At 69.4% G+C, this 15065-nt stretch carries 19 protein-coding genes; 11 read left to right on the top strand and 8 right to left on the bottom strand.

The genetic code is table 11. The features are described from left to right. Window positions 1-11: 11 nt before the first annotated feature. Window positions 12-650: a TetR/AcrR family transcriptional regulator gene (locus OQ968_RS09170; RefSeq protein ID WP_324676900.1), complete on the top strand. Its 639-nt coding sequence runs from the start codon at window positions 12-14 to the stop codon at window positions 648-650. Here OQ968_RS09170 and OQ968_RS09165 read toward each other — a convergent pair. From OQ968_RS09165 to OQ968_RS09155, 3 genes are read right to left on the bottom strand one after another with little or no spacing between them, the layout of a single operon-like run. Then, complete coding sequence (locus tag OQ968_RS09165) at window positions 599-1312, bottom strand: hypothetical protein (protein WP_324676898.1); 714 nt, start codon at window positions 1310-1312, stop codon at window positions 599-601. The two genes, OQ968_RS09170 and OQ968_RS09165, sit on opposite strands and share 52 nt — an antisense overlap. A 15-nt stretch (window positions 1313-1327) precedes the next feature. Further along, a complete protein-coding gene (locus tag OQ968_RS09160; protein WP_324676896.1) occupies window positions 1328-2773 on the bottom strand; it encodes a class I adenylate-forming enzyme family protein in 1446 nt (481 codons plus the stop codon). Between the two features lie 7 nt (window positions 2774-2780). Continuing rightward, window positions 2781-3479 (bottom strand): hypothetical protein, encoded by a 699-nt coding sequence (locus tag OQ968_RS09155; protein ID WP_324676894.1) that lies wholly within the window; start codon window positions 3477-3479, stop codon window positions 2781-2783. Window positions 3480-3614: 135 nt separating this feature from the next. Between OQ968_RS09155 and OQ968_RS09150 the strand changes: the two genes are divergently transcribed. The 6 genes from OQ968_RS09150 to OQ968_RS09125 all read left to right on the top strand — a co-directional run bounded on the left by OQ968_RS09150 (window position 3615) and on the right by OQ968_RS09125 (window position 7638). Then, window positions 3615-4097: a carboxymuconolactone decarboxylase family protein gene (locus OQ968_RS09150; protein ID WP_324676892.1), complete on the top strand. Its 483-nt coding sequence runs from the start codon at window positions 3615-3617 to the stop codon at window positions 4095-4097. A gap of 31 nt (window positions 4098-4128) precedes the next feature. Further along, window positions 4129-4758, top strand: a complete 630-nt coding sequence (locus OQ968_RS09145) for a nitroreductase family protein (protein WP_324677388.1) — start codon at window positions 4129-4131, stop codon at window positions 4756-4758. Then, on the top strand, window positions 4758-5252 hold the full coding sequence (locus OQ968_RS09140) for an SRPBCC family protein (protein WP_324676890.1): 495 nt from the start codon (window positions 4758-4760) through the stop codon (window positions 5250-5252). Before OQ968_RS09145 ends, OQ968_RS09140 begins: the two co-directional genes overlap by 1 nt. Before the next feature lie 32 nt (window positions 5253-5284). After that, window positions 5285-5821, top strand: a complete 537-nt coding sequence (locus tag OQ968_RS09135; RefSeq protein ID WP_420715877.1) for a hypothetical protein — start codon at window positions 5285-5287, stop codon at window positions 5819-5821. Between the two features lie 69 nt (window positions 5822-5890). Continuing rightward, window positions 5891-6859: an FAD-dependent oxidoreductase gene (locus tag OQ968_RS09130; RefSeq protein WP_324676886.1), complete on the top strand. Its 969-nt coding sequence runs from the start codon at window positions 5891-5893 to the stop codon at window positions 6857-6859. Next, window positions 6856-7638 carry an enoyl-CoA hydratase/isomerase family protein gene (locus tag OQ968_RS09125; protein ID WP_324676884.1) on the top strand — a complete coding sequence of 261 codons (783 nt, stop codon included), beginning with the start codon at window positions 6856-6858 and terminating at the stop codon, window positions 7636-7638. The genes OQ968_RS09130 and OQ968_RS09125 overlap by 4 nt, the downstream gene beginning before the upstream one ends. 3 nt (window positions 7639-7641) lie before the next feature. Here OQ968_RS09125 and OQ968_RS09120 read toward each other — a convergent pair whose 3' ends face one another. Both OQ968_RS09120 and OQ968_RS09115 read right to left on the bottom strand, forming a co-directional pair. Continuing rightward, window positions 7642-8043 (bottom strand): phage holin family protein, encoded by a 402-nt coding sequence (locus tag OQ968_RS09120; protein WP_324676882.1) that lies wholly within the window; start codon window positions 8041-8043, stop codon window positions 7642-7644. Window positions 8044-8078: 35 nt separating this feature from the next. After that, window positions 8079-9146 carry an amidohydrolase family protein gene (locus OQ968_RS09115; protein ID WP_324676880.1) on the bottom strand — a complete coding sequence of 356 codons (1068 nt, stop codon included), beginning with the start codon at window positions 9144-9146 and terminating at the stop codon, window positions 8079-8081. On the opposite strand from OQ968_RS09115, the gene OQ968_RS09110 reads away from it, so the two are divergent. After that, entirely contained in the window at window positions 9136-10470 is a 1335-nt protein-coding gene (locus tag OQ968_RS09110) for a sialate:H+ symport family MFS transporter (protein WP_420715863.1), read from the top strand. The two genes, OQ968_RS09115 and OQ968_RS09110, sit on opposite strands and share 11 nt — an antisense overlap. Before the next feature lie 9 nt (window positions 10471-10479). On the opposite strand, the gene OQ968_RS09105 is transcribed toward OQ968_RS09110, so the two are convergent. Then, window positions 10480-11757, bottom strand: coding sequence for a competence/damage-inducible protein A (locus tag OQ968_RS09105; protein ID WP_324676878.1), 1278 nt, complete (start codon window positions 11755-11757; stop codon window positions 10480-10482). A 34-nt stretch (window positions 11758-11791) separates the two neighbouring features. On the opposite strand from OQ968_RS09105, the gene OQ968_RS09100 reads away from it, so the two are divergent. After that, on the top strand, window positions 11792-12286 hold the full coding sequence (locus OQ968_RS09100; protein ID WP_324676876.1) for a macro domain-containing protein: 495 nt from the start codon (window positions 11792-11794) through the stop codon (window positions 12284-12286). Window positions 12287-12290: 4 nt separating this feature from the next. Here OQ968_RS09100 and OQ968_RS09095 read toward each other — a convergent pair whose 3' ends face one another. Further along, complete coding sequence (locus OQ968_RS09095) at window positions 12291-12605, bottom strand: MTH1187 family thiamine-binding protein (RefSeq protein ID WP_324676875.1); 315 nt, start codon at window positions 12603-12605, stop codon at window positions 12291-12293. A gap of 57 nt (window positions 12606-12662) precedes the next feature. Here OQ968_RS09095 and dtd point away from each other — a divergent pair, with 57 nt between their 5' ends. Both dtd and OQ968_RS09085 read left to right on the top strand, forming a co-directional pair. Then, window positions 12663-13094 carry a D-aminoacyl-tRNA deacylase gene (gene dtd, locus OQ968_RS09090; RefSeq protein ID WP_324676873.1) on the top strand — a complete coding sequence of 144 codons (432 nt, stop codon included), beginning with the start codon at window positions 12663-12665 and terminating at the stop codon, window positions 13092-13094. A 30-nt stretch (window positions 13095-13124) separates the two neighbouring features. After that, window positions 13125-14033, top strand: a complete 909-nt coding sequence (locus tag OQ968_RS09085; protein WP_324676871.1) for a class I SAM-dependent methyltransferase — start codon at window positions 13125-13127, stop codon at window positions 14031-14033. A 1-nt stretch (window position 14034) separates the two neighbouring features. Here OQ968_RS09085 and OQ968_RS09080 read toward each other — a convergent pair whose 3' ends face one another. Then, window positions 14035-15060 carry an alcohol dehydrogenase family protein gene (locus OQ968_RS09080; protein WP_324676869.1) on the bottom strand — a complete coding sequence of 342 codons (1026 nt, stop codon included), beginning with the start codon at window positions 15058-15060 and terminating at the stop codon, window positions 14035-14037. Window positions 15061-15065 lie beyond the last annotated feature (5 nt).

The following is a 15065-nucleotide window of genomic DNA, read 5'->3' as shown; positions in this document are numbered from 1 at the left end:
ATCGGTCCACCATGACCGCGCCGACCAACCGTCACGAGCTGCGCCGCCGGTCGACGCATGAGGCGCTTCGTCAGGCCGCCCTTAAGTGCTTCGCGCGCAAGGGATTTGCGAACGTCACGGTGACGGAGCTGGCGCGGGAGGCCGGCGTGACCGAGCGCACCTTCTTCCGGCATTTCCCGACCAAGGAAGCGGTGCTGTTCCAGGACTACGAGACACAGGTGGAATGGCTCGCCGAGGCGCTGGCCCGGCGCCCGCGATCCGAGTCGCTGTTCGACGCCGTCCTGGCGAGCGTGGCCGCCTTCCCGCACGATATCGAGGTGGTGCGCCAGGCCGCGACCGCCCGCACGGAGCTGATCGGCGCGGAGCGCATCGAGGGCCACCTGCGGGTGGTGCAGTCGTCGTTCGCCCGCGTGTTGACCGAGTTCGTCAGGAACCGCAACCCGGGGGTGGCCGGCATCGATCTCTACGCCGAGGTCGCGGGCTCCGTGTTGGCCGCGGCTCTTGTTGTGGCGGTTGAGAATTGGGGCCGCAACGGCTGTGTGGGCGATCTGGGTGAGCTGGTGGCCGCGAGCCTCGACCTGGTCAGGTCCGGCCTGGCTCAGTACAGCGGCGACCAGGCCGACGTCCGCAGCAGCCGGCTCTCCCATTGATCCCGATACTTCAGGGCCTCGTGCATGTAGCTGCCGGGCGCCCGGTGTTCGGGCGGCGTCTCGGTGGTCAGCAGGTGCACGAGCGCCGCATAGTTGTTGGCGTCTTCGATCTTCTGCCACAGCATCGCTTCCCGGCGCCGATAGCTGCCATGCGCGACCTGAAAGCACGCCTGGATGTCCAGGATCCGCATGCCGCGCGGGGCTTTGGAAAGCACCCGGTAGTAGATCTCGTCCCAGGAGCGGATGTAGTCGTCCAGGGGCGCATAGGGCCAGCCGGTGTCCTCCATGAACAGGCTCAACGGGTGGGTCGCGCCGTCGGTGGGCACGGTCGCCAGGTCCACCGTCTGCAGCGGTGACCAGGCGACCGGGAGCAGCAGCTTGCCCGTCACCTCGTGGCGCAGGTTGTCCAGCTCGCGCATCCAGGGCCGAAGGTCCCCGGCCTGGGCGCGCCGCGCAAGGCGCTCCCACGCGGCGCCGTCGGTGATGCCCGTGATCGTGATCACGTTGTAGGACAAGCCGGTTCCGTGTGCGTGGTTGGTGTACCAGAGCAGCCGGGCGTCGTCTTCTTCGGCCAGTGTCGGCATCCAGCCCTCGCGGTAGGCGGCCTCGAATTCCTGCTCTCGTGCGCCGACCACTTTGTGGGTTTCGTGCATGAACAACATCTGGGCCCCCTGGTTTCAGCCATCCGCGATGAGCGCGGCGAGCTGGCGGCGGTTGACCTTGCCGGTCGAGTTGTAGGGAATTTGGTCGACGATCGCCAGTCGCTCGGGCAGCTTGAAGTAGGCGATCCGCTCGCGGCAGTGCGATCGCAGTTCCTCGAGTGTCACTGCGGCACAAGCGACCACCGCGGCACCCACCCGCTGGCCGAGCTCGTCGTCGCTGATCCCGGCGACCGCGACGTCGCTTACCGCGGGATGGGATCGCAACGCCTCTTCGACTTCGACCGGCCCGAATTTCTCTCCCCCGCGGTTGATGGTGTCGCTGAGCCGCCCGCTTGGGAAGATGTAGCCGTCGGCGTCCAGGCGGGCGAGATCGCCGGTGCGCAACCAGCCTTCGGTGACGTTCTGGGTGGTGTTCACCCACAACTCGCCGACCGCTCCCGCCTCGACGTCGCTGCCAGTGTCCGGGTCCACCACTCGCACTTCGACCCCGGGCAGCGGGCGGCCGACCGATCCCGCGCGGGCCGGGTCGCGGTGGTCGTCGGGCAGCAGGGTCGTGTACGCGCCCAGGGTCTCGGTCTGGCCGAACACGTTGGCAAACGCCACATGGGGCAGCGCGGCCATTGCCCTGCGCACCAAGCTGATTGGCGCGGCGGCGGCCCCGTAGGCGATGGCGACCAGGGACGTCAGATCGGTGGTCGCGAAGTCCGGATGGTCGAGGATCCGCTGCAGCATGGTCGGCACCATGAACGTGGCGGCGACCCGGTGTCGCGACACCAGGCGAAGCCACTCGCCGGCGTCGAAGCGCCGTTGCACCACGGAGGTGTTGCCCGAATACAAGCTGCCGAGCGTGCCGAGCGCGCCGCCGACGTGAAAGAAGGGGACGCATACCATCCCCACCGCCGGTTCGGCGTCCGCGCGGAACGGTGCGGCGATCCCCGTGATGCGCCGGGTGAGCTGTCCGCTGGTGATGCCGACGGCCTTGGGCAGTCCCGTCGTCCCGCTGGTGAACAGGACCAACGCTTCCCGGTCGTCGAGGTCGTCGACGTCGACGGTCTGATCGGCGGACGACGGCCGTCCGACGAGGTCGGCGTACGTCAACACCGTGGGCGCGCCCGCCTCGCGGACCCGGTCGACGTACTGCTCCCCCGCGACCGCCACATCGGCGCAGCCGGCGTTGTTCAGCAGCCCCCGCAGCTCCGGCGGCGTCAGCGCCGGGTTCATCAGCGCGGCCGCCGCCCCGAGGCGCGGCGCCGCCAGCAACGTCGCGATGGACAGCAGGCTTCCGCCGTCGACGACGGCCACCCGCTGCCCCGCCACCACGCCGCGGGCGGCCAGACCCGCCACGTACTGCCGCACCGCCGTCGCCAGCTCGCCGTAGCCGATGGTGCGGCCGTCGATGATGAGCGCGGCCCGGGCGGGATCGCCTTCGGCGGCGGCGTCGAGGATCGTCCCGATGTTCATGCCCGGCTCAATACAGGGGTGACCATTCGGAGGTGCGCAACAGCCGGCTGGTCCACTGGTCGCGCAGGTCCAGCGCGTCGTACATCCAGGTTCCCGGGGCGCGGTACTCGGCGGGGATGTGGCTGCGGAGCAGGTCGAGGAGCGCATCGGGCCGGCTGATGCGCTGCATCAGGATCACCTCGCGGCGCACGTGGCTGCCGAGGGCGGGCTGAAATGCGGCATGCATCTTCAGCATCGACTCGGGCTGCTCGAGGCTTCGGGCGTACACCTCACCGCAGCGGGCGATGTATTCCTCGAACTTGTCTTCGTAGGGCCACATGGTGTCTTCCATGTAGAGGCTCATCTCGTGCTCGCGGCCGTCGGCGGGCACCGCGTCGAAATCGACCTCCCGCAGCGGCGACCACGGGACCGGCACCAGCAGCTTCGCGTCGACCTCGTGGCGGAGCTCGTCGAGATTGCGCATCCACCCCTGCAGGTCGCCCTTCTGGACCCGCAGGGTCAGCCGCTCCCACGCCGCGCCGTCGCGAACGGCGGTCACGGTGACGACGGTGTAGGCGGGTCCGCTGCCGTGCGCCTGGTTGGCGTACCACAGCAACCGGGCATCGTCGCCGGCGGCGAGTATGCGCATCCAGCCGTCGCGGAATGCCGCCTCGAAATCGTCCTCGGCGCGGCCGCGCACCTTGTGCAATTCGTGCATGAAAAGCATGCACAGACCTCCCATTCGCGGCTGGCCCCCGGATTCGACATCTGCATAATTGCACGACGCGAGCGACCTGGACAGTTCAGCTGAGAATCTGGTTTGCTCAACTCGGTACCGTCCTTACCGGGCAGGAGTTTGCGCATGGCCCGACTCAACGTGCCGGGTGGCCCCGGCGGCGAGGCCGCGATGATCTGGACGCTGCGGCCGCAGCTCGGTGACATGGTCGAGCGGATGATCCGCGGGGCATACCAGCAGAGCATCCTGCCGGCCGCCGAGCGCGAGCTGGCCCGAATGCGAATCGCGCAGATCAACGATTGCGTCGCCTGCTCGGATTTCCGCGCGCAGTCGGTGCTGGACGCCGGTGTCGCCCCGGAGCTCTACGACAACGTCGCCGCCTACGCCAGCTACCCCGGCTACACCCCGCGCCAGCGGCTCGCCATCGAATACGCCGAGCGCTTCGCCAACGAGCACGCGTCGATGGACGACGCCTTCTTCGGGCGGCTGCGGGAAGTGTTCTCCGACGAGGAGATCCTCGATCTCACGCTGTGCGTCGCGGTGTTCCTCGGGCTGGGACGTTCGTTGACCGTGCTCGGCGTGGATCAGTCGTGCGCGATCGACCTTTGAGTGCCTCTGAGTGAGCGACGGGAAGGAACGCATGGACATCGCCACGGTCGACGAGTTGCTGAGCACCACGCGTTCGGTGCGCAGGCGACTCGACCTGACCCGCCCGGTCGGTCGCGAGGTGATCCTCGAGTGCATCCGGCTGGCGATGCAGGCGCCCACCGGCAGCAACGCGCAGGATTGGCGCTGGCTGGTGGTCACCGACGCCGCCAAACGCGCCGCCATCGCCGACATCTACCGCAGCGTCGGCGCCGAATACCTGGCGCACGCCGCGAAGAACACGGCCGACCCGCAGACCCGGCGCGTGTACGCCAGCGCGATGAGCCTGACCGAGACGCTGGCCCGGGTGCCGGTGCACGTAATCCCCTGCCTGGACCGCCGCTTCGACGGCGCGCCCCTGCTGATCGCCGCGACGGCCTGGGCGTCGATCATCCCGGCGGGCTGGAGCTTCCTGCTCGCCCTGCGCTCGCGGGGCCTGGGTTCGGTGTGGACGACGATGCACCTGGCCAAGGAGCAGGAGGTGGCCGAGGTGCTGGGGATTCCGCCGACGGTGACGCAGGCCGCGCTGTTCCCGGTGGCGTACACGATCGGCACCGACTTTCGGCCGGCCGCGCGCCCGCCCGCGGAGAGCGTCACCTATTGGGACAGCTGGGGAGCAGGCTGATGCAGTCCTACACCGTGCGATTCCACGTCGATGCGCCGCCGCGGAAGGTCTGGCGGGTGCTGCACCCGCCCGCGCCGCCCGACGCGCCACGGCCGCGGGTCCTCACCTGGCCGACCGGCAGCATGGAGATATTGAACGAAGGCAACGAAGCCGGTGAGGGCCTGGTCCGCACCTGCGTTTTCCCGGTGCCCAAATACCTGTTGTCCGGCGGCAAGGGGCGGTCGTGGGAGACCGTGACCGAGGCCGAGATCAACAAGCTGTCGCGATACGTCGCGGTCGGTGCGCCGCTGTGGTCGCGCGCCGAGGGCTATCACCAACTCGAGGAGCAGCCCGACGGCACCACAGTGCTGACCTTCCACGAGACCTATCACGCCTACAACCCGGTGCTGCGCTTCTTCCTCGAACGCCCCGTGCACGCGAGGATCTCCCGCGACAACCTCGAGACCTACGAGCACGCGCTCGGCCACGCCGGCAAGGTGCGCCGGCTGACGTAACCCCGGTAGGCTGTTGTGCTATGGGGCTCAACGTGGGGTTCAACGCGTCAGCATCGGTAGTGGCACGGTGCGCCGCCGCGACGCTGGTCATCGGGGGTTGGGCGGCGTCCGCGGCCGTCGCCTACGGCGATCCCGAGCCGACGCCGCAGCCCGCGCCGTCCTCGGAAGCGCCGGCCGGACCGGCACCGGCGGCGTCGCCCGGACCGTCGCCCGCACCGGGTCCGAAGACGAGCATCGACCACGACGGCACGTTCGCGGTGGGGACCGATATCGCGCCGGGCACCTACAGCACGGCGGGACCCCTGCCGAACGGCACCTGCTACTGGAAGCGGATGGGCAACCCCGACGGGAACCTCATCGACAACTCGATGAGCAAAAAGCCGCAGGTAGTCCGCATCGAGCCGACGGACAAGGCGTTCAAGACCGACGGCTGCCAGCCCTGGCAGCAGACCGACGCCGCCCCGCCGCCCGACGCCTCCGGGCCGGCCGCGGGAGCCCAACTGCAGGGCACCCTCGGCATCCTCAACGGGCTGCTCGGCGGGAACGGCCAGCAAGCCCCGCACCCCTGATTCGTTCAATCGACTGACGGCCGCCCGGCCGCGGTCCCACGGCCGATCACTCTTGGCTACCGTGGCGCCGTGGCCAGTTCGCAGCAGATCGTCGTGATCGGTGCCGGTGTCAGCGGGCTGACGTCGGCGATATGTCTTGGCGAAGCGGGATTCCCGGTGCGGGTGTGGGCGGCGGAGCCGCCGCGGCGGACGACCTCGATCGTGGCCGGCGCGGTATGGGCCCCGCCGCGCCCGGCCGAACGAGCCAGCAAGTCCCTGGCCTGGTCCCAGCACTCCCTCGGGGTATTCCGGGAACTGGCCGGCGACCCCGGCACCGGGGTGCGCATGGCGCCGGCGATGGCCGTCGGCGAATTGACCGAGGCCGAGGCGATGTCGTCGGCCGCCGAGCTGATCCCAGACCTGCGCCCGGCCGATCCGGACGAGCTTCCCGAGGGCTTCGACACCGGGTTTCGCGCCACCCTGCCGATGATCGACATGCCGCGATACCTCGACTACCTGACCGGCCGGCTCGCCGCGGCCGGCACCGACATCGAGACACGCGCGGTGCGGTCGCTGGCCGAGACCGCCGACGCCGCACCGATCGTGGTCAACTGCGCGGGTCTGGGCGCCGCGGCGCTGACGGGCGACGAAACGATGCGCCCGCTGTTCGGCCAGCATGTCGTGCTCGCGAATCCTGGTCTGCGGCAACTGTTTCTGGAGATCAACGCCGACCCCGAATGGACCTGCTACTTCCCCCACCCCCAACGCGTGGTGTGCGGCGGCGTCAGCATTGCAGGCCGATGGGACACCACCCCCGACCCCGAGGTCAGCGAACGGATCCTGCAGCGCTGCCGTCGGATCGAGCCGCGGCTCGCCGACGCCGACGTCATCGAGACCATCACCGGCCTGCGCCCCGACCGTCCGTCGGTGCGGCTGGAGGCCGAGCCGCTGGGCGCGGCCCGGTGCATCCACAACTACGGCCACGGCAGCAACGGCGTGACCCTGTCGTGGGGCTGTGCGCGCGACGTGGTCCGCCTGGTCGAGGGGGTCGCGCGGTGAGCATCGACTACGCGCTGAACGACCACATCGCCACCATCACGATCAACCGTCCCGAGACCCGCAACTCGCTGGACATGGAGCATTTCCGCGACCTGGCCCGGGCGTGGTCGGCGTTTCGCGATGACGCGGGCGCGTGGGTCGCGGTGGTCACCGGCGTCGGCCGGGACTTCTGCACCGGGGCCGACCTGAAGAAATTCATCCCCGAGCTCACCGGCGACCTGCCCAGGCCCGAGGGCTGGAACAAGGACGACGCCATCCACGCCGTCCTGCACCGGTTCCCGGTGTACAAGCCGATCGTCGCGGCCGTGAACGGCACCTGCGTGGCGGGCGGTTTCGAGATGCTGACCTCCACCGACATCCGAGTCGCCGTGCCCGAGGCCCGCTTCGCGGTGATCGAGCCGAAGCGGGGTCTCTTCGCCGGCGGTGGAACCACGGTCCGGCTGCCCCGCCAGATGCCCTACCCGTTGGCGATGGAGCTGCTGCTGACCGCCGACATGGTGGACGCGGGGCAGGCGCTGGCCATGGGGCTGATCAACCGCGTGGTCCCCGCGGAGCGGCTGATGGACACCGCGTACGACTACGCCGGGCGCATCGCGGCCAACGCGCCGCTCGCCGTGTCCGCGACGAAGCAGTCGGCCGTCGAGGGTCTGGCGCTCGACCTCGCGTCGGCCTACGACAACGAAACCCGGCACAGCGACCGCGTTTTCGAGACCGAGGACGCCAAGGAGGGCCCCCGCGCGTTCGCAGAGAAGCGACCGCCGCGGTGGCGGGGCCGGTAACCGTCAGGCGCTCGTGCGGCGCCCGACATCCTGAATCGCCAGCGACAGCACCCAGCTCACGATCGACAGCACGATGGCGGCCCAGATCGCCGTCCACCAGAAGTGGTCGAAGCGCAGCCCCCAGTGAGTGGTGTGTTCGGTGATCCACGCGGTGATCCACAGCATCGACGCGTTGATGACGACGTGAATCAGTCCGAGGGTCAGGACATAGAGCGGGATCGCCAAAATCTGGACGACGGGCTTGATGAACGCGTTGACCAGACCGAAGACCAAGGCGACGACGAAGATGATGCCGGCACGCTGCAGCCGCGTATCGCCGCCCACGAAGCTCATGCCGTGCACGAAGAGGGTGACGATCCACAGCGCAAGTCCGGTCAGCGCGGCGCGCAGCAGTAAATGGCCCATGCGGGAGATCCTGCCACTAATTCAGGTTGTAGAAGCTAGTTGAGGTTGTAGAAGCGCTGCGCGTTGCGGCCGCCGATCTTTTCGCGCGCCTGCTCGCTGATGTCGGCGCGGGTCCGCAGATGCTTGGTGCTCTCCGGCCATTCGCCGTCCCAGTGCGGGTAGTCGCTGGCGAACATGATGAAGTCGTCGCCGAGCACGTCGATCACGCCGGGCAGTATCGGCTCCTCGGGCTCACAGGTCACGAAGATGTTGCCCGCCTTGAGGTATTCGTGCGGATCGCGGCGCCAGCCGCGCTCGACCCAGTCCCCCCGCTTCTCGTAATGCTCGTGCAGGCGGTCGATGAAGAACGGGACCCAGCCCGCGCCGGCCTCGAGGAATGCGACCCGCAACTTCGGGTGCCGCTCGAACACGCCGCCGGAGACCATCGCGGTCATCGCCGTCATCTGATCGAACGGGAAGCTGATGCAGTGCACCTGAATGTAATTGGTGAAGCGGTCCACGCCGATCTTGGGCAGGTGGATACCGGGCGCGCCGTGAATGCCCAGCGGCATCTCGAGATCCACGGCGGCGGCGTAGAACGGGTCCAGGTCGGGGTGGTCGAGGTTGCGGGTCTTGAGCGCCGGCGGGACCAGCGTCGCCACCAGCCCGAGCTCCTTGGCCTCGGTCATGACGTCGATGGCCGCCCGGCCGTGCTCGATCGGGGTCACCGCGACGCCGCGCAACCGGCCGCCCGACGAGGCGCAGTAGTCCGCGATCCACTGGTTGTACAGCCGCGAGAAGCCGGCGGCGAACTCGGGATCCTCCAGGCTGGGCGCGCACAGCCCCATGCTCGGATACAGCACCATCGTGTCGATGTGATCGCGGTCGGCGTCGCCCAGCACGCCCTCCGGTGAGCGGCAATTGATGTCGGGCGCCTTGCTGATGCCGTGCTCGGGCGGACAACCTGCCCCGGGTCCGGTGTCCTCCGGGTAGTTGCGGCCCTCCAGGGTCAACCGCAGCCGCCCGTCGGTGCTGGCCTTGACGTGGTTGGGCCAGCGCTTGATCGCTTCGATCGCCAGCGAGGAGTTCTCGGCGACGTGCCCATCGGCGTCGATGATTCGCATGTATCCGGAACTTACCCTCGCGCATCGCCGCCCGGTACTGCACGATGCTCAAGTGACGACACAGAGTCCGCGAAAGAGGCTGACGGCCGATCAGCGAAACTCCTTCGTCGCGGCGCTGCTGGGCTGGACGATGGACGCCTTCGACTACTTCATCGTGGTGCTCGTGTATGCCGACATCGCGAAGACGTTCCATCACAGCAAGGCCGAGGTCGCGTTCGTCACCACGGCCACCCTGATCATGCGGCCCGTCGGCGCGCTGCTGTTCGGGCTGTGGGCGGACCACGTCGGGCGGCGGCTGCCCCTGATGGTCGACGTGATGTTCTACTCCGTCGTGGGGTTCCTGTGCGCGTTCGCCCCCAACTTCACCGTGCTGGTGATCCTGCGGCTGCTGTACGGGATCGGCATGGGCGGCGAGTGGGGGCTGGGGGCCGCGCTCGCCATGGAAAAGGTTCCCGTCGAGCGGCGCGGGTTCTTCTCCGGGCTGCTGCAGGAGGGTTACGCGTTCGGCTATCTGCTGGCGAGCGTCGCCTCGCTGGTGGTGATGGATTGGCTGGGGCTGTCGTGGCGCTGGCTGTTCGCGCTGAGCATCGTCCCGGCGCTGATCAGCCTGATCATCCGGTACCGGGTGGAGGAGTCCGAGGTGTGGGAGGCCGCGCAGGACCGGATGCGGCTGACCAGCACCAGGATTCGCGACGTGCTGCGCGACGCCGCGATCGTCCGCCGATTCGTGTACCTGGTGCTGCTGATGACCGCGTTCAACTGGATGAGCCACGGCACCCAGGATGTCTACCCGACCTTCCTGGGGGCGACCGCCAACCAGGGTGCCGGCCTGCCCAGCGCGACGGTGAAGTGGATCGTGGTGGTCTACAACGTCGGCGCCATCATCGGCGGCCTGGTCTTCGGCACGCTGTCACAGCGGTTCAGCCGCCGCTACACCGTCGTGTTCTGCGCGGTGTTGGGCCTGCCGATCGTGCCGCTGTTCGCCTACTCGCGCACCGCGGCGATGTTGTGCCTCGGCTCGTTCCTGATGCAGGTGTGCGTGCAGGGCGCATGGGGCGTGATCCCCGCTCATTTGACCGAGCTGTCACCCGACGCCATCCGAGGCCTCTACCCCGGCGTGACCTACCAGCTGGGAAACCTGCTGGCCGCGTTCAACCTGCCCATTCAGGAACGCCTGGCCGAGTCGCACGGCTATCCCTTCGCGCTGGCGGCGACGATCGTGCCGGTGCTGATCGCCGTGACGTTGCTGACGCTGATCGGCAAGGATGCCACCGGTATTCGCTTCGGCACCCCCGAAAGCGCTTTCCTGCCAACCGAAGTGTGACCCAGGTCTTCAGTCGGTGAGCAGGCGCCGCAGCAGGTGCATGGCCACGGTCGTGGAGCGCTCCCGGATGTCCGAGCGGTTGCCCGGCAGCCGCAGCGTTCGGGTGTCGGTGCGGCCGTCGGCGAGCGTGACGGTGAAACAGACTGTGCCGACGGGCTTTTCCGGTGTACCCCCGCCGGGGCCGGCGATCCCGGTGATCGCGACGGCGGTGTCGGCGCCGAAACGGCGCAGCGCGCCGGCGGCCATCGCCTCGGCCACCGGCTCGGACACCGCGCCGTGCGCCTCGATCAGCGTCGGGTCGACGCCGAGCAGCTCCGCTTTCGCCTCGTTGGAGTAAGCCACCACCCCGCCGGCCACGTAGTCCGACGATCCGGGCCGGTCGGTCAGGCGCGCCGCCACCAACCCGGCGGTGCAGGATTCCGCCGTCGCAATCCGGCGACCGGCCAGCAACCGGGCGACCAGATCGTCCACCGTCGAGCCGTCTTCGGAGAAAAGCTGATGCCCGTGCCGGTCGCGCAGCAGTTGCGTCAGCTTCGCGTAGGTGGCGGCGGCGTCCGGTTCGTAGCGGGTGACCATCTCGATCTCGCCGCGCCGCAGGCAGGTGGTGATCTCGAGCGCGTCGAACCCGGGAATGGATTGCTCTGCACCGCGCAGGGTTTCGGCCAGCCCGGACTCGGGCAGCCCGAACATCCTGATGGTTTCCTGCCGGTAGACGGTTCGTCCGGCGATCGCCTCCCGCGCCGCGGGTGTCTCGATCGCCTTCTGCCACATCGGCTGCAGCTCGCGCGGCGGCCCGGGAAGCACGATCACCGCCGGCTTGCCCGGCACGACGACGCCCGGGGCGGTGCCCACCGGGTCGAGCACCTGCGCACCGGCCGGGATCATCGCCTGCTTGCGGTTGGCGGCCCTGATCGACTCGAAGGTGCCGGGGTCGTAGGCCGTGTTGCGCTGCATCAGCCGCCGAAGGATGTCGGCGATCTTGTTCTCGACCTCGTCGTCGAGCACCAGCTCGCGGCCGCAGAAGCGCGCCACCACCTCCACGGTCATGTCGTCGGCCGTCGGTCCCAGGCCGCCGCTGGTGACGATCAGGTCCACGCCCTGCTCCACCATGAAGCGCAGCTGCGCCTCGATGTCGGCCGGGCGGTCGCCGCAGATCGTGATGTGCGCCAGCTCGACGCCCAGCTCCAGCAGGCGATCGGCGATCCACGGCCCGTTGGCGTCCTGGACGCGCCCGGTGAGGACCTCGGTTCCGGTGACGACGATGCCCGCGCGTGCGCTCACCGGCATGAGCCTACTGGCGTGCCTGCGGGACAATGGATCGATGATCGAGTTAGAGGTACTGCAGGCCGACGTGACCAAGCTGGAACTCGACGCGATCACCAATGCAGCCAACACGGAGCTGCGGCACGGCGGCGGCGTCGCGGGGGCGATCGCCCGTGCCGGTGGGCCCGAGGTGCAACGCGAATCGCGCGAGAAGGCGCCGATCGGCCTCGGGGACGCGGTCGAGACCACCGCCGGCGACATGCCGGCCCGTTACGTGATCCACGCGGCGACGATGGAGCTGGGCGGTCCGACCTCGGCCGACATCATCGCGCGGGCCACCAGTTCGACGTTGCGCAAGGCCGACGAGCTGGGCTGCCGGTCGCTGGCGCTGGTGGCCTTCGGCACGGGTGTGGGTGGCTTCCCGCTCGAGGACGCCGCACGGCTGATGGTCGACGCCGTGCGGCAACACCGGCCGACCTCGCTGGAGCGCATCGTGTTCGCGGTCCACGGCGAGCCGGCCGAGCGGGCGTTCCGGGACGCAGTGCAAAGCTAACGCGCTACGGGTTGTGCGGCCGCGACAGGTGACGCTCGACGGTCGCGACCTTCTGGGTCATCGCGTCGGTGGCGCCCTTTCGCCAGTCCGCCTTGATGACCGTGCTGACCCGCGGGGCGCGGGCGGCGACGGCCTCCACCGCGCGCTGCACGACGAGCATCACTTCTTCCCAGGTCTCGCCCTCGATCACGGTGAACATCGAGCCTGTCTCGTTGGGCAGGCCGGACTCGCGGACCACCCGCACCGCCTCGGCGACGATCTCGCCGACGCCCTCGCCCACCCCGAGCGGGGTGACCGAAAACGCGACGAGCACCGACACCCGACGAGCGTACCCAACATTTCCGGGCCGAAGCCCGGCCTGGCAGCATCGAGGCCCGTGCGGGTTCTGGTGCAAAGGGTCTCATCGGCGGCCGTGTCGGTGGACGGCCGAGTCGTCGGGGCCATTCGGCCGGACGGTCAGGGGCTGCTCGCGTTCGTCGGTGTCACCCACAGCGACGACGGGGACACGGCGCGGCGGCTCGCCGAGAAGCTATGGAACTTACGCATTCTCGCCGACGAGCGGTCCGCGGCCGACGTCGGCGCGCCGATCCTGGTGATCAGCCAATTCACCCTCTACGCCGACACCGCCAAGGGGCGCCGCCCGTCGTGGAACGCCGCCGCCCCCGGGCGGGCCGCCGAGCCGCTCGTGACGGCGTTCGCCGACGCGCTGCGAGGGTTGGGAGCCGAAGTGGAGATGGGCGTCTTCGGCGCGAACATGCAGGTCGAATTGGTCAACGACGGCCCGGTGACGGTGATGCTCGAACTGTGAGCTGTGTCGGTGCGGGTAGGTTGGGGCGGCATGACCACGCCTGAATTCGGGTCGCTCCGTTCCGAGGACGACCAGTGGGACATCGTCAGCGGCGTCGGCTACACCGCGCTGCTGGTGGCGGGCTGGCGCGCGCTGCACGCGGTTAGCCCGCAACCGTTGGCCCGCGACCATTACGCGAAGCTTTTCATCGCCGCGTCGCGCGATCCGTATCTCGCCGGCGTGCTCGCCAACCCGGGCACCACCGAGGACGAGACCGCCTTTCCCCGCCTCTACGGCGTGCAGACCCGGTTCTTCGACGACTTCTTCACCGCCGCCGGCGATGCCGGCATACGCCAGGCGGTGATCGTCGCCGCCGGTTTGGACTCGCGGGCCTACCGCCTGGAGTGGCCCGAGGGCACAACGGTTTTCGAGGTCGATCTGCCGAAGGTCCTGGAATTCAAGGCGCGCGTGCTGGACGAGCACGGTGCCGTGGCCCGGGCCCGCAGGACCGCGGTCGGGGCCGATCTGCGCACGGACTGGCCGGCGCCGTTGCAGGCGGCCGGGTTCGACCCGCGACGCCCCGGCGCCTGGTCGGTGGAGGGAGTGTTGCCCTACCTGACCGACGACGCGCAGCACGCCCTCTTCACCCGGATCACCGCGCTGTGTGCACCGGGCAGCCGAATCGCCATCGGCGCGTTGGGATCACGGTTGGACCGCGCGCAGCTGCAGGCTCTCGAGTCGACCCACCCCGGGGTCAACATGTCGGGCGACGTGGACTTCACCGCGCTCACCTACGAGACCAGGACGGACCCCGCGGAATGGCTGGCCGCGCACGGTTGGGCCGTCGAACCGGTGCGCAACAACCTCGAGCTGCAGGCAGGTTACGGCATGACCCCGCCGGACGTGGACGTCAAGATCGACGGCTTCATGCGCTCGCAGTACGTCACGGCAACCCGGTGAGTTACGGGGTGAGCAGGATCTTCACGTCCTCGCCCGTCCGCGACTCCGCGGTCGCGTAGCCCTTGGCCGCCTCGTCCAAAGGCAGTGTCGTGGTGAAGATGCCGTCGACGTCGAGCCGGCCGGACCGCAGCAGCGGGATCAACTCGGGCCAGGTTTGCTGCACCGGCGCGGTGGTCATCCGCAGCGTGATGCTGCGAATCAGGCAGCCCAGGGCGTTGAGCGGAAACGGATTCATGTCGTGCACGCCGACGACCGAGACGGTGCCTCCCGGCCGCACCGCGTTGAGCGCGTCGGTCAGGGACGCGTCGGTGGCGACGGCGTCGATCACCGCGTCGGCCCCGCGGCCTCCGGTCGCGGCGAGGATGGCCTCGACGGCCGGCGCCCCGATCGGCGTCGCTCCCCACCGCGCGGCGCGTTCCAGGCGGCCCTCGACCCGATCGACGGCGAAAACCGTTGCCGCGCCCTGGAAGAGCGCGCTGCGCAGCGAGCACAGGCCGACCGCCCCCAGCCCGATGACCGCCACGGTGCCGCCGTAGGGAATGTCGGCACGCCGCGCCGCCGCCCAGCCGGTGGCGAGGTTGTCGGTGAGCAGCAACGCCTGTTCGTTGCTGATCGCCTCGGGAATCTTGAGCAGCTGGAAGTCGGCGGCGGGCACGGCGAGAAGGTCCGCCTGCGCGCCGGCGAGCACGCCCCCGCCGAAGATCTGAAACCCGTTGTGGCACATGACCGGGTCGCGAGTCGCGCAGCCGGGGCACGCGCCGCAGCCCGTCACCGACGACACCATGACCCGATCGCCAACCTTGACGGTGCGCACGTCGGGCCCGGTTTCGACGACGGTGCCCACCGCCTCGTGGCCCAGCGTAATCGGCTCGGCGAGCGGAAAATCGGCCTCGTAGAAGTGCAGGTCGGATCCGCAGATGCCCGCGGCGGTGACCTCGACGATCGCTCCGTCGGGTCCGGACAGCGTCGGGTCGGGACGGGTCTCGACCCGGATGCTGCGGGGCCCATCGACGACTACGGTGCGCATTTTGG

It is taken from the genome of Mycobacterium sp. 663a-19 (assembly GCF_035616495.1).
Lineage (GTDB): Bacteria > Actinomycetota > Actinomycetes > Mycobacteriales > Mycobacteriaceae > Mycobacterium.
Note: the sequence above shows the minus strand (reverse complement) of the source record. Positions and strands in the feature narration are given on the sequence as shown.

Coding starts and splice junctions, on each gene's coding strand:
- OQ968_RS09160 (WP_324676896.1), bottom strand. CDS start 2,773: ATGAACATCGGGACGATCCTCGACGCCGCCGCCGAAGGCGATCCCGCC.
- OQ968_RS09085 (WP_324676871.1), top strand. CDS start 13,125: ATGACCACGCCTGAATTCGGGTCGCTCCGTTCCGAGGACGACCAGTGG.
- OQ968_RS09105 (WP_324676878.1), bottom strand. CDS start 11,757: ATGCCGGTGAGCGCACGCGCGGGCATCGTCGTCACCGGAACCGAGGTC.
- OQ968_RS09170 (WP_324676900.1), top strand. CDS start 12: ATGACCGCGCCGACCAACCGTCACGAGCTGCGCCGCCGGTCGACGCAT.
- OQ968_RS09080 (WP_324676869.1), bottom strand. CDS start 15,060: ATGCGCACCGTAGTCGTCGATGGGCCCCGCAGCATCCGGGTCGAGACC.
- OQ968_RS09110 (WP_420715863.1), top strand. CDS start 9,136: ATGATTCGCATGTATCCGGAACTTACCCTCGCGCATCGCCGCCCGGTA.
- OQ968_RS09120 (WP_324676882.1), bottom strand. CDS start 8,043: ATGGGCCATTTACTGCTGCGCGCCGCGCTGACCGGACTTGCGCTGTGG.
- OQ968_RS09150 (WP_324676892.1), top strand. CDS start 3,615: ATGGCCCGACTCAACGTGCCGGGTGGCCCCGGCGGCGAGGCCGCGATG.
- OQ968_RS09115 (WP_324676880.1), bottom strand. CDS start 9,146: ATGCGAATCATCGACGCCGATGGGCACGTCGCCGAGAACTCCTCGCTG.
- OQ968_RS09100 (WP_324676876.1), top strand. CDS start 11,792: ATGATCGAGTTAGAGGTACTGCAGGCCGACGTGACCAAGCTGGAACTC.
- OQ968_RS09155 (WP_324676894.1), bottom strand. CDS start 3,479: ATGCTTTTCATGCACGAATTGCACAAGGTGCGCGGCCGCGCCGAGGAC.
- OQ968_RS09165 (WP_324676898.1), bottom strand. CDS start 1,312: ATGTTGTTCATGCACGAAACCCACAAAGTGGTCGGCGCACGAGAGCAG.
- OQ968_RS09145 (WP_324677388.1), top strand. CDS start 4,129: ATGGACATCGCCACGGTCGACGAGTTGCTGAGCACCACGCGTTCGGTG.
- OQ968_RS09140 (WP_324676890.1), top strand. CDS start 4,758: ATGCAGTCCTACACCGTGCGATTCCACGTCGATGCGCCGCCGCGGAAG.